The sequence below is a fragment of the Paenarthrobacter sp. GQ52 genome, assembly GCF_059759005.1.
In genome coordinates this window covers 33,971-46,052 of the sequence record NZ_JCAXEJ010000009.1, presented here as the reverse complement: position 1 = coordinate 46,052, position 12,082 = coordinate 33,971, and the positions used below count along the sequence as shown (strand labels likewise).

Sequence of the window (12,082 nt, the reverse complement as noted above, 5' to 3'; positions counted from 1 at the left end):
ACGCCGCGGTTGGCACCACCGTGACAACATCCACTCTAGGTCACAATGGGCTGCTTGGGTGGAAACAGAACGCCGGTGCGGTCCATATTTCGTGAACCGCACCGGCGTCGAAATCCGTGCTCTACCGGGCGATTGCCTGGGGCTTGATCTTACGGGAGTCCAGAACCTGGTCGATGAGACCGTAGCTCAGGGCGTCCGCCGCAGTGAGGATCTTGTCTCGCTCGATGTCGTTGTTTACCTGCTCGGACGTACGCCCTGAGTGGTGCGCCAGCGTGTCCTCGAGCCAGGTGCGCATACGCATGACTTCGGCCGCCTGAATCTCGAGGTCCGAGGCCTGTCCGCCTTGACCGCCGGAAAGAGCCGGCTGGTGAATCAGGACGCGGGCGTTCGGCAGGGCCAGGCGCTTCCCGGGTGTACCAGCAGCCAGCAGGACCGCAGCGGCGCTGGCTGCCTGTCCAAGGCACACCGTCTGGATCTCCGGACGAATGTACTGCATGGTGTCGTAGATGGCCGTCATTGCAGTGAACGAGCCACCCGGCGAATTGATGTACAGGGTGATGTCACGATCCGGATCAGTCGACTCAAGGACCAGCAACTGGGCCATGATGTCGTCAGCGGACGCGTCGTCGACCTGGACACCAAGGAAGATGATGCGGTCCTCAAACAGCTTGGTGTACGGGTCCTGGCGCTTGAAGCCGTAAGGCGTGCGCTCCTCGAACTGGGGCAGGACGTAACGGCTGGACGGGAGATTACCGGCAGACCATCCGAAGTTGTAGTTCATGTTCTTTACTCCTGGGGTTTCAGTGGTTCTTTGTGCCGGTTAGTTTTCGGAGTTCGACTGGTTGGCCGTTCCGCCGCCACCGGCAACAGAACCGGCGTGCGCCGAGATCTTGTCGAAGAAGCCGTACTCCAAGGCCTCAGTAGCCGTAAACCACTTGTCGCGGTCATTGTCCTTGAGGATGGTCTCCACGGACTGCCCGGTCTGCTCTGCCGTGAGTTCGGCCATGACCTTCTTCATGTGCAGGATCAGTTCCGCCTGGATCTTGATGTCCGACGCCGTGCCGCCGATGCCGCCCGAGGGCTGGTGCATCAGAATGCGTGCGTTGGGCGTTGCGTAACGCTTGCCCTTGGTGCCGGAGGAAAGAAGGAACTGACCCATTGACGCTGCCAGACCGGTTGCCACGGTGACGACGTCGTTCGGGATGAACTGCATGGTGTCGTAGATGGCCATGCCGGCCGTCACGGATCCACCCGGTGAGTTGATGTACAGGTAGATGTCCTTCTCCGGGTCTTCGGCCGAGAGGAGGAGGAGCTGCGAGCAAATGGCGTTGGCGTTCTCGTCACGGACTTCAGAGCCGAGCCAGATGATGCGCTCTTTCAGCAGGCGGTTGTAGATGTAGTTGTCCTGGGCTGCGGGATCGACAGTTGCCATCCGGGGAGCCTCTGATTGCTGTGACATAAGTACTTACCTCTCGCTGGTGCCAGTGACCTCACTGAACTTCACTACTTGGACACTAACCGTTTTCGCGGGTGATTTGTTCGCCGAAATCGCACTGTTCGCTGACGGCGCACGTCTGCGTTCAGCACCAATGTTCAGCCTTAAAGCAAACCGGCCCCGGATCAAGAGATCCGGGGCCGGTTGAAGTCGTTGACTAGAACTTCACTGCTGCGGGGTCGTCGCTTGCGACAACGTCGCCTTCTTCGTTTGCCTCAACCGCTGCAGCCTCTTCGGCTGCTGCTTCGCCGGCGGGGCGTACGAAGTCAGTGAGGTCGACCTTGTTGCCCTCGGAGTCGACTACCTCAGCCTGACCCAGCACAACGGCAAGGGCCTTGCGGCGGCGAACCTCGGAAACCATCATGGGAACCTGGCCGCTCTGATCAATGATCTGGGCGAACTGGTTGGGATCCATGCCGTACTGGCTTGCGGTGGTAACGATGTAGTCGATCAGCTCGTTCTGGCTGACGTCTACTTCTTCCTTGTCCGCAATGGCGTCCAGGATGATCTCGTTCTGGAATGCACGCTCGGTGTTGGCCTTGACCTCGGCGCGGTGCTCCTCGGTGTCGTGTTCACCTTCGCCGTGTGCGTTCTCCGGGTTGAAGTGAGCTTCGATCTGCTCCTCAACGACGGAATCCGGAACGGGAACCTCAACGAGCTCAACGAGCTTGTCCAGGACCTTGTCGCGTGCTTCAACGCCCTGCTCGACTACCTTGGAGTCGGCAGCCTGCTTGGCGAGGTCCTCACGGAGTTCGGCAAGGGTGTCGAACTCCGAGGCGAGCTGAGCGAAGTCGTCGTTTGCCTCGGGGAGCTCGCGCTCCTTGACAGCCTTGACAACAACCTTCACCTGAGCGGACTCGCCGGCGTGGTCGCCGCCAACCAGCGTGGTCTCGAAGATTGCTTCTTCGTCGGCGGAGAGGCCTGTCACGGCTTCGTCGAGGCCTTCGAGCATGGTGCCGGCACCAACCTGGTAAGAAAGGCCGGAAGCGGAATCGATGTCTTCGCCGTCAATCGTGGCGGTGATGTCGATGGTCAGGAAGTCGTCGTTCTTGGCCGGACGCTCAACGGACTTCAGCGTGCCGAAGCGGCCACGCAGTTCGTCCAGCGCCTTGTCAACGTCAGCTTCGGAAGACTCAGCAGCCGCAACCTCAACCTTGATGCCGGCGTAGTCCGGCAGCTCGATCTCGGGGCGGACGTCGATCTCCACCTGGAACTTGAGTTCGCCATCGGTTGCGGACGGGTCCGGAACCTCAGTGATTTCAACTTCGGGACGGCTCAGGGGGCGAACACCCGTTTCCTGAACTGCAGCCTGGTACCAGCCGTTGAGGCCATCATTGATGGCAGTCTCCAGAACATAGCCACGGCCAACGCGCTGGTCGATCAGCTTGGAGGGAACTTTGCCCTTGCGGAATCCGGGAACCTGGATCTGCGAAGCAACGGTCTTGTACGCGGCATCGATGCTCGGCTTCAGTTCCTCAAAGGGAACCTCAACGTTGAGCTTGACCCGCGTTGCGGTGAGGTTCTCGACAGCGCTCTTCACAGTCTAAGTACTCCTGATTTTGTGGGTATGGGTTTCTGTCGTGCCCCTGAAGCGGACACAAACACAGAGTCGGGGTGACAGGATTTGAACCTGCGACTTCCTGCTCCCAAAGCAGGCGCTCTAGCCAAGCTGAGCTACACCCCGAACGCACAGGACAGTCTACGGGCAAGCGAGCCCAGAATGCACATTTGACACTGCCGCCGGAATTAGGTTTAGTAGTACCCGGCTTCAACAGCCACCAGGAAGATGTCCTGAACAAGGATATCCGTCCTGGGGACGTAGCTTAATGGTAAAGCCTCAGTCTTCCAAACTGATTACGCGGGTTCGATTCCCGTCGTCCCCTCCACGCAAAAGGGCCCCGATCAACGGATCGGGGCCCTTTTTCTCTTATTCAAAGATGAACTCCTACACCTGGCAGCCGGGACACCAATACAGCTTGCGCGCACCGATTTCCGTCATCCCCACGAGCGTCCCGCACGCCCGGCAGGGCATGCCGTCCCGCTTATAGACGAAGTGGGCATCGGCGTCGGGCGCTACAGCACCACCGCCGGTCCACAGCGTCGGGGGCGTCGTAACAATACGTCCGTCACGGACGCCGTCGGACATGGTGTCCACGGTGTCGTCCCAGAGACGGCCAGCGGTTTCCGCATCAATGCTGCTCCCCGGTGTCCACGGATCGACCGCTTGCCGGAACAAAACCTCGGCCCTGTAGATGTTGCCGACGCCGGCCAGGACGGACTGATCCATCAAAAGCAGGGCCACCGCAGTCTTGCGGCGGCGAAGGCGGCCGATGAACTCCTCACGGTCACCCCGGCGATTGTGCAGCGGATCCGGGCCCAGCCGCGCCAACACGGCGGCTGCCTCGGCCGCAGTGATGGCGGCACAGGTGGTGGCACCACGGAGATCCGCCCAGCCGTGCCCGGACACCAGCCGGACACGCACCGCGCCGACGGGAGGAGGCGGGCCGGCGTAATCGCCGTCGTCGGAAGACGGACCTGCCTCCCGTTCGCCGATACGACGCGGAGCCCCGATGCTGGATGCGCCCGTGAAGGAACTATCTCCGCCAAAGCTCCAGGCCCCATAGAGGCCCAGGTGGACGTGCAGGAAGAGCTCGTGGTCAAACCTGAGAAAGAGCTGCTTGCCATGGGCAGTGGCTTCAACCATGGTGTGCCCGGTGAGTAGCTCCGCGCCGGCGGCAAACCTCCCTTGCGGGCTGGAGACGTCCAAACACCGGCCGCCAAAAACATCCTGGAACTGGCGGGCCAGCCTATGGACCGAATGCCCCTCAGGCACTACTCGACGATCTCGCCGGTGGTTTCGTACACCGCAATTTTTCCGATCCGGCGAACGTGGCGTTCGTCGTTGCTGAAGGGTTCCTGCAGGAAGGCTTCGATGAGTTCCGTGGCCTCTTCAACGGTGTGCTGGCGTCCGCCAACGGCCACAACGTTGGCATCGTTGTGTTCGCGGGCCAACTTCGCGGTGGAGAGGTTCCAGGCCAGGGCCGCGCGGACGCCGTTGACCTTGTTGGCAGCAATTTGTTCCCCATTGCCCGAGCCGCCCAGCACGATGCCGAGAGCGTGCACACCGGCTTTCTGGTCTGCCACCACGGCAAGGCCGGCATTGATGCAGAAGGAGGGGTAGTCATCCAGGGCGTCATACTCCTTGGGCCCGTGATCCACCACTTCGTAGCCTTTGGCCGTTAGGTGGCTGACCAGGTGGGCGCTAAGTTCCATGCCGGCGTGGTCTGTGGCGATGTGGACGCGGGGTGTAGTCACAGGAAGTCCATTCTTTCTGGCGCGCGGGTACGGCATATGGCCGGGCGCGGCGTTGAGGGATGCGCTACCTAGGGTACCGCTACCCGGGTTGTTGGGCCTGCCCGTCGCCATGGGCGCGATGCGCCGCCCTGTTGAGAACACCGGCCAGCTTGTCTGCGGAAGCCTGGGTCCCTGCGCTAAGTGCCACGCGGCCTCCGTTGAGTTTCCTTACGACGACGGCCGGGCCACTGCTGACGAGCATCGCTGTCGCGTCGTCATGGTGCCGCCAGCCCCACCCACCATAATCTGCCGCCTTTACGTCCGCAGGGGCTGCCCCAGCGATGTCGACGGCGGGGACGGTCAGGACGCGGACGATCCCGCCGGCGAATACCTGCAACCCTCCCCTGTCCGCCCGCACCCGTGCGAACAGGAAACCTGCGCCGATGAGGGCCGCCGCTGCTACCAAGGCACCCAGCCATGGAACTGCCACGGCTATCAGCGCAGCGGGGAACAGTGCCGAGACTATGATCATGACGAAAACGGAACTCCGGGCATGCACCCACAGCCGGAGCGTGTCGCGGGCGAGATCGGGATCTTCGAGAAGTCTCAACTCTTCTTCGAGCGCAACGTCATCTTCCCTGGTCCAACGAGGGTCCGGCTTAAAGGCGAACATCATGACGACGCCCAGCGCCACAGCGGCTCCGCTGCCCATGGCCAGCACGATCGGATCAACGTGGGACTCGCGCGCGTCCGCCAGCCCGGACTGGCCGACCAAACCTGCAGCCAACACGGTGGTGATGAAAAGGCTGACCATGAGGCCCACACCCATCATGACGCGGCGCATGACCACCGGCCGGGAAATCGACACCGCTTGGAGGAAGACTGCCCAACCGCAGAAGGTGATAAGGGCAGCGCCGCCTGCCACGTAGGCGCCGAAAGGAGCGAAGGAAGAGCCGCCGTCGGCGCTCCACATAACGGCGACCGGGTTTGGGAGGTCGTTGCGCAGCATCTGGGCGCACACGACAAACCCGACGGCGAGCAGCAACGGAAAGGCGACCGCAAACCTCAGTGCGCGGAAATCGAGGGTGTCCCGGAACGATGCCATAATCCAACGCTACTCCGTGGCGCGACACTGTGGTGCCCGCTCCTTGCCTTCCCGGCGTGGAGTGAAAGAATGACTTCACACCAGCGACCGGCCATAACTGGCCGGCCATCCCAAATCTCCGGAGGCACCACTTGCCAGGCCTGAATCTTACGCGCGATGAAGCCGCCACGCGCGCCGAACTACTCAACGTCGAGTCGTACAACGTCACCCTGGACCTGACCCAGGGAGCAGAGACCTTCGGCTCCACCACTGTTGTGAAGTTTTCCGCGGAGCCCGGATCGTCCACGTTCATCGATGCCATCACCGCAGCGGTCCACAGCGTGACGCTCAACGGCACCGAGCTGAACCCCGCTGAGGTCTCTGACGGCGTCCGCATCCAGCTCCCGGATCTGTCAGCAGACAACGAACTCGTGGTGGTGGCAGACGCCCCCTACATGAACACCGGTGAGGGACTCCACAGATTCGTTGACCCTGTTGATGGTGAGGTTTACCTCTACACCCAGTTCGAAGTTCCTGACTCCAGGCGCATGTTCGCGGTCTTTGAACAGCCCGATCTGAAAGCCAGCTTCACGTTTACCGTCACCGCTCCTTCGCATTGGGACGTGATCTCCAACTCCCCCACGCCGGTTCCCGTTGAAGCCCCTGGCACCGAGGACGGCACCGCGCGTTCGGTGTGGAAATTTGCCCCCACGCCCCGACTGTCTTCCTACGTCACGGCCTTGATCGCCGGACCGTACCAGTCGGTCCGCTCCGAGGTCACCAGCTCGGATGGCCGCGTCATCCCGCTGGGAGTATTTGCCCGCAAGTCACTCATGCAGTACCTCGACGCGGACAACATCTTTGAACTGACCCGCCAAGGCTTCGAGTTCTTCGAGGCACAATTCGGGTTCCCGTACCCGTTCGAGAAGTACGACCAGCTCTTCGTCCCGGAGTTCAATGCCGGAGCCATGGAGAATGCCGGTGCCGTGACCATCCTGGAGGGCTACGTTTTCCGTGGAAAGGTCACGGGTGCACAGATTGAGCGGCGCGCCATCACGGTCCTGCACGAGCTGGCGCACATGTGGTTCGGGGACCTGGTAACCATGCGTTGGTGGAACGACCTCTGGCTCAACGAATCCTTTGCCGAATACATGTCCCACCTGGCCGCTGTAGAGAACACCGAATTTGACCGGGCCTGGACCACGTTCGCCTCCGTGGAAAAGTCCTGGGCCTACAAGCAGGACCAGTTGCCCACCACGCATCCGATCTTCGCCGAGATCAACAACCTCGAAGACGTCGAGGTGAACTTCGACGGCATCACCTACGCCAAGGGCGCCTCTGTCCTACGACAGTTGGTGGCTTGGGTGGGACCTGAACAGTTCATGGCAGGCGTCCGCACGTACTTCGCCAAGCACGCTTGGAAAAACACCGAGCTCGCGGACCTCATGGTGGAGCTCGAAGCTGCGTCCGGCCGCGACCTTGACGCGTGGGGCAAGCTCTGGCTCGAAACTGCCGGTGTGAACACCCTCGCCCCGGAGCTGACCGTTGCCGCGGACGGCAACATTACCGATTTCGCGATCCTGCAAACCGCGATCGACGAACAGCCCATGCTCCGCCCGCACCGCCTGGCCGTTGGCTTCTACTCGCTCTCGGGCGAAGGCAAGCTGGAGCGGACCCACCGCGAGGAACTCGACGTCGATGGCCCCCGTACCGACGTACCTGCCTTGGTTGGCAAAGCCCGGCCGGACCTGATCCTGTTGAACGACGACGACCTCGCGTATGCCAAGGTCCGCCTCGATGAGCACTCCCTTGCCACCGCCAAAGCCCACTTGAAGGACTTCGCCACCAGCCTGCCCCGCACATTGGTGTGGGGTTCGGCCTGGGACGCCGCCCGCGACGGCGAAACCCCGGCCCGCGGCTACGTAGAACTGATCCTGGCGAACATCGCCTCGGAAACAGACTCCTCCGTGATCCTGGTGCAGCTGCGCCAACTCGCCACCACCTTGACCTATTTCGTGGCCGCCGATCACAAGCTTGACTCAACGACCACGGCTGCGGACAAGTTGTGGGAGCTCTCATCGGCAGCTGTCGCAGGTTCGGATGCCCAGCTGCAGTTCGCCAAGTCGTATGCCCAGCTGGCCCGCAGTGGCGGACAGTTCGACCGTCTTCAGGCCCTTTTGGACGGTACGGAGACCCTCGAAGGACTCAGCATCGACCAAGACATGCGTTGGGAACTGCTGACGGCCCTTGTTGCCGGCGGCCGGCAGGGCCAAGCCCGGATCGACGAGGAGCTTTCCCGGGACAACACTTCCAACGGCCAAAATGCAGCAGCCCAGGCGACAGCAGCCATCCCCACGCCGGAGGCCAAGGCAGCAGCTTGGGACTCGATCGTGGTCAAGGGAGAGCTCTCCAACGCCTTGCAATCCTCAGCCGTGGCTGGCTTCATGCGTGTCGTGGACACCGCCTTGCTGGAACCTTTCGCGGAGAAGTACTTCGAGGCTGTACCTGGAATCGTTGAGGACCGAACGCACGCCCTGGCCCAGCAGATTGTGGTGGGTCTTTACCCGGCACAGCTCACCACGCAGGCCACAGTGGATCGCACGGACCAGTTCCTGGCCGGTCTTCCGGAGGAGAGCGCAGCACTGCGCCGCATGATGCTGGAAAACCGGGACAGCGTAGCCCGGGCACTGCGCGCACGGGCAGCAGACGTCTAAGCCCGCAGAATCGTGAGGCCCGTGCGGACGGTAGTGGCCCCAAGGCTAAACTGTCCGCATGGGCCTCCACGAACACCATTACGCACTGACCGTCCGCTGGACCGGAAACCTCGGCGAAGGCACGGCCAGCTACCGGGGATATTCAAGGGATCACGACGTCGAAATCAGTGGCTTGCCCACCTTGAAGGGCTCAGCAGATCCGACGTTCCACGGCGACCGGACACGCTACAACCCGGAACAGTTGTTACTTGCGGCCCTCTCGCAATGCCATATGTTGTCCTTCCTGCACGTGGCCGTCAAGCATGGGGTGGTAGTTACCGGCTACGAGGACAACGCCGAAGGCCTCATGAAGCTCAACCGGGACGGCAGCGGGCAGTTCGAAAGCGTCACCCTGAAGCCTCACGTCATCATTGCCGATCCCGCCCACGAAAGCTTGGTCCCGCAGCTTCACCATGAAGCCAACCAGGTCTGCTTCATCGCCCGCAGCGTCAACTTCCCGGTACTCCACGAACCGATCACGACGGCGGCAGCAGCCTAACGCTGTTCGAGCTGCCAGAGTGCCACGAGCCTTTGTTCCGTTTCACGGCTCAGGCCGGCTTTACGGTCCCTGTCCAAGCCTCGTGCCCGTTCATCCTCGAGGGTGGCCGCCAGGGTGTCCTGCCACGGCCGCAGGACCATTCCGCGCTCACGTGCCGCCCGGTTGCTCCGCGCCTGAAAGCCGTCATGGCCTGACGGGAGCCACAGAGGCAGGGAATCCGGGCCGGACCAGTACTCGACACCGTGCTGCACGAGCCAATCCACGTCAGGCACGACGACGTCCGGGGTTCCAACCGCCCGCTGGGACTCGACGATGTAGTCCTCGAACCGCACTACCGCTCCCAAGGCGTTGTAAATTCCCGTCAGCCCTTCCTCCGCGGACTGCAGGATCCACGCCGCGAGGTCCCGGACATCAATGATCTGGGTGGCGTCGTCCGGGATGTCCGGGACCAGTACCGTGTCAGTGTTCGCAGCGAATCGGGCAGGCCAATAGCCGTATCTGTCGGTGCCGTCCCCGGGTCCGCCAATGAGTCCCGCCCGGACGATATGCGCCTTTTCCCCCACAGCGGCAAGCGTCATTTGCTCGATCGCCGACTTGGACTCCCCATACGTTTCCGGGGTGCCTGCCTGGCCTTCGGGCAAGGGCTCCAAGAGTGCCGCATTCTCATCCGCGTCGGGCATTGAGTGGTCCGCGTACACGGAGCAACTTGAAACAAAGGTCCAATGAGCGGCGGAAGGGCCCAGCACGTCCAGTGCCACACGCGCCTGTACCGGATCCCGGGAGACATCCACCACTTCGTCCCAGCGTCCGTCGATCTCCGCGAAGGCCGTTGCACCCGCCGTGCGGTCGCTCCTGACCCAAGTGACGCCGTCGGGCGGGCTTGTTGAACTGCCGCGCGCCAAACAGGTGACCTCATGCCCGGCTTCAACAGCCTGCCGGGCGATTTCTGCTGACAAGAAGGCGGTACCGCCCAAGACCAGGATGCGCATACCGTCACGCTACGGCGCTAGGGTTGTAGGTGGACAGAGTGTTCCGCGCCCGGCGAACACGGGCCGACGACAAGGAGCTATTCCACCTTGACCTCCATCCCCCTGGCGGAAACCATCAACATCGAACCCGAAAAAATCGACCTCATGTCGATCCTCATCACAGTGGGCGTAGGCCTGGCTGTGTGGATCGTGGCTCGGTTCATCATCCTGCGCATTACGCGACGAGTCTCGGCGGGCAGTTCTTTCTTCAAGAAGCCGCACTTCAAGTGGGTGCAACCCGCAATCCGTGCATTGGACCATGAACGACGCTCCCAGCGCGCCGAGACCATCGGCTCGTTGCTGACAAGTCTGGTAAGCGTTGTGGTGGTGGTGATCGTGATCATCTACGTCCTCAAATACATGAACGTGGACGTCGCACCGCTCCTGACCAGCGTGGGCATCCTCGGTGTTGCCATCGGTTTCGGCGCCCAGCAGTTGATCCGCGACTTCCTCGCGGGAATCTTCATCACCATTGAGGACCAATACGGAATCGGCGACGTGATCGTTACCAGCGAAGTCATTGGTACCGTTGAATCGGTGGGCCTGCGCATTACCCGGGTCCGCGCTGAAGACGGCGCCATCTGGTACCTTCGCAACGGCGAAATCCTCCGCGTGGGCAACCGTTCGCAGGGCGACTACGTACCGCTGGAGACACCTGACACCAGCGACGAACCAGGCGCTGCAGCTGCGCCCGTCACAGCAGGCGCACCGCGCGTCACCAAAGCCGAGGAGAAGTCCAATGAGTAACACTGCAGGTGGGCAACCGTCAGCACCGCAGGCGGGCCCCCGACGCCAGCTGATGCAGAACGATCCGTTCAGCCAGCCCGCCTACACGGACAGCTTCTACGCGGCAGTTGGCGGCCATGAGACGTTCGTCAAGCTCATCGACGTCTTTTACGACGGCGTAGCCACGGACCCGTTGCTTCGACCCATGTACCCCGAAGAGGACCTCGAACCGGCAAAGCGCCGCTTCCTCATGTTCCTGGAGCAATACTGGGGCGGTCCAACCACCTACGGCGAAGAACGCGGCCACCCACGGTTGCGCATGCGCCATATGCCGTTCCGGGTGACCCCCGAAGCCAAGGACCGCTGGTTGTTTCATATGCGCACGGCCGTGGACTCTTTGGAGCTCTCGCCGTTGCATGAGGGCACGCTGTGGGACTACATGGAGCGCGCAGCGCTGACCATGGTCAATAGCCCTTCGGCCGGCCCTGAGGCCTAGGTCCTAGAAACCGAGCCCCAGGCCTGCTCCGGTCCGGACCAGCACATGGCCGCGAGGGCCGCTCAGGCGGAACCAGCGGCCGTTGCGGAAGACCTTCTGCTCGGACCCGCCCAGGAAACCCAAAGCGAAAGCGGCGAAAGCCGCACCTGCCGGCAGCCCGTCCAGACCGGATAGTTCCCGGCCCCACACTGCGGCCCTGGCTGTGTTGACCACTGCGGCGCCCGCCAAAGCGGGAATGACGCCCGCCACCTCCGCAATGCCGGCCTCCGCCGCAGACTTGAGGTCGGCGTCGGGAACTGTTCCTTGGGCTTCCCAGCCGGTCCGCGGCGCGCCAACGCCCGCCCAGGATTCAGAAACCGTCGACGGCGGGATGGGCAGTTCCACACTCTCGGCCCCTGAGCGGGCCAGCCGGTCCATAACGGACGCGAGCGTCACCGTCACGTCGGCTTGCGCAGGCTCTGCCAGGGCCATGGTTCGCAGGCCAAGAATCGTAGGGGTTGATTCGCCCAGGATGCGGGGCCTCAGCACACACACGTAGGCAGCCAGGACATTGCCCGTGGCCTGAAGGCGGATAGCGCCGTCGTCGATGCTCTTTGCCCGCGTAACGAAGGTTCGCAGGTCAGCGAGGTCGCGGGGATCGGCGAAGCGGAAGGACTGGGTCAAGACGTCTGTCACATCATCGACTCTACCGGCATGTCCCCGGTTGA

12 protein-coding genes and 2 tRNA genes are annotated in these 12,082 nt (G+C 62.4%); 5 read left to right on the top strand and 9 right to left on the bottom strand.

Annotated elements, in window-relative coordinates:
- Positions 1-121: 121 nt before the first annotated feature.
- The 4 genes from AC6CH8_RS13500 to AC6CH8_RS13485 all read right to left on the bottom strand — a co-directional run bounded on the left by AC6CH8_RS13500 (position 122) and on the right by AC6CH8_RS13485 (position 3,179).
- The gene (locus AC6CH8_RS13500) at positions 122-781 is read right to left on the bottom strand and encodes an ATP-dependent Clp protease proteolytic subunit (protein WP_011775058.1); all 660 of its coding nucleotides are present in this window, start codon (positions 779-781) and stop codon (positions 122-124) included.
- A gap of 39 nt (positions 782-820) precedes the next feature.
- Positions 821-1,432 (bottom strand): ATP-dependent Clp protease proteolytic subunit, encoded by a 612-nt coding sequence (locus AC6CH8_RS13495; protein WP_014922040.1) that lies wholly within the window; start codon positions 1,430-1,432, stop codon positions 821-823.
- 220 nt (positions 1,433-1,652) lie between these two features.
- On the bottom strand, positions 1,653-3,035 hold the full coding sequence (gene tig, locus AC6CH8_RS13490) for a trigger factor (RefSeq protein WP_498191061.1): 1,383 nt from the start codon (positions 3,033-3,035) through the stop codon (positions 1,653-1,655).
- 69 nt (positions 3,036-3,104) lie between these two features.
- Positions 3,105-3,179, bottom strand: a tRNA-Pro gene (locus AC6CH8_RS13485).
- Between the two features lie 128 nt (positions 3,180-3,307).
- Between AC6CH8_RS13485 and AC6CH8_RS13480 the strand changes: the two genes are divergently transcribed.
- A tRNA-Gly gene (locus tag AC6CH8_RS13480) sits at positions 3,308-3,381 on the top strand.
- Positions 3,382-3,440: 59 nt separating this feature from the next.
- Here the strand turns inward: AC6CH8_RS13480 and AC6CH8_RS13475 are convergent.
- From AC6CH8_RS13475 to AC6CH8_RS13465, 3 genes are read right to left on the bottom strand one after another with little or no spacing between them, the layout of a single operon-like run.
- Positions 3,441-4,328 carry an Fpg/Nei family DNA glycosylase gene (locus AC6CH8_RS13475; RefSeq protein ID WP_498191059.1) on the bottom strand — a complete coding sequence of 296 codons (888 nt, stop codon included), beginning with the start codon at positions 4,326-4,328 and terminating at the stop codon, positions 3,441-3,443.
- Positions 4,328-4,846, bottom strand: a complete 519-nt coding sequence (locus AC6CH8_RS13470; protein ID WP_091467988.1) for a ribose-5-phosphate isomerase — start codon at positions 4,844-4,846, stop codon at positions 4,328-4,330. Before AC6CH8_RS13470 ends, AC6CH8_RS13475 begins: the two co-directional genes overlap by 1 nt.
- Before the next feature lie 43 nt (positions 4,847-4,889).
- Complete coding sequence (locus AC6CH8_RS13465) at positions 4,890-5,894, bottom strand: hypothetical protein (protein ID WP_178994841.1); 1,005 nt, start codon at positions 5,892-5,894, stop codon at positions 4,890-4,892.
- Positions 5,895-6,025: 131 nt separating this feature from the next.
- On the opposite strand from AC6CH8_RS13465, the gene pepN reads away from it, so the two are divergent.
- Positions 6,026-8,587, top strand: coding sequence for an aminopeptidase N (gene pepN / locus AC6CH8_RS13460; RefSeq protein ID WP_498191057.1), 2,562 nt, complete (start codon positions 6,026-6,028; stop codon positions 8,585-8,587).
- A 58-nt stretch (positions 8,588-8,645) separates the two neighbouring features.
- Positions 8,646-9,125 carry an OsmC family protein gene (locus AC6CH8_RS13455; protein WP_091467995.1) on the top strand — a complete coding sequence of 160 codons (480 nt, stop codon included), beginning with the start codon at positions 8,646-8,648 and terminating at the stop codon, positions 9,123-9,125.
- Here the strand turns inward: AC6CH8_RS13455 and AC6CH8_RS13450 are convergent.
- The gene (locus AC6CH8_RS13450) at positions 9,122-10,114 is read right to left on the bottom strand and encodes an NAD-dependent epimerase/dehydratase family protein (RefSeq protein ID WP_498191054.1); all 993 of its coding nucleotides are present in this window, start codon (positions 10,112-10,114) and stop codon (positions 9,122-9,124) included. The two genes, AC6CH8_RS13455 and AC6CH8_RS13450, sit on opposite strands and share 4 nt — an antisense overlap.
- An 87-nt stretch (positions 10,115-10,201) precedes the next feature.
- On the opposite strand from AC6CH8_RS13450, the gene AC6CH8_RS13445 reads away from it, so the two are divergent.
- Positions 10,202-10,900 carry a mechanosensitive ion channel family protein gene (locus AC6CH8_RS13445; RefSeq protein WP_017200600.1) on the top strand — a complete coding sequence of 233 codons (699 nt, stop codon included), beginning with the start codon at positions 10,202-10,204 and terminating at the stop codon, positions 10,898-10,900.
- Positions 10,893-11,375 (top strand): globin, encoded by a 483-nt coding sequence (locus AC6CH8_RS13440; RefSeq protein WP_498191052.1) that lies wholly within the window; start codon positions 10,893-10,895, stop codon positions 11,373-11,375. Before AC6CH8_RS13445 ends, AC6CH8_RS13440 begins: the two co-directional genes overlap by 8 nt.
- 3 nt (positions 11,376-11,378) lie before the next feature.
- Here the strand turns inward: AC6CH8_RS13440 and AC6CH8_RS13435 are convergent, their stop codons facing one another.
- Entirely contained in the window at positions 11,379-12,050 is a 672-nt protein-coding gene (locus tag AC6CH8_RS13435; protein ID WP_498191050.1) for a DUF8185 domain-containing protein, read from the bottom strand.
- Between the last annotated feature and the right edge of the window lie 32 nt (positions 12,051-12,082).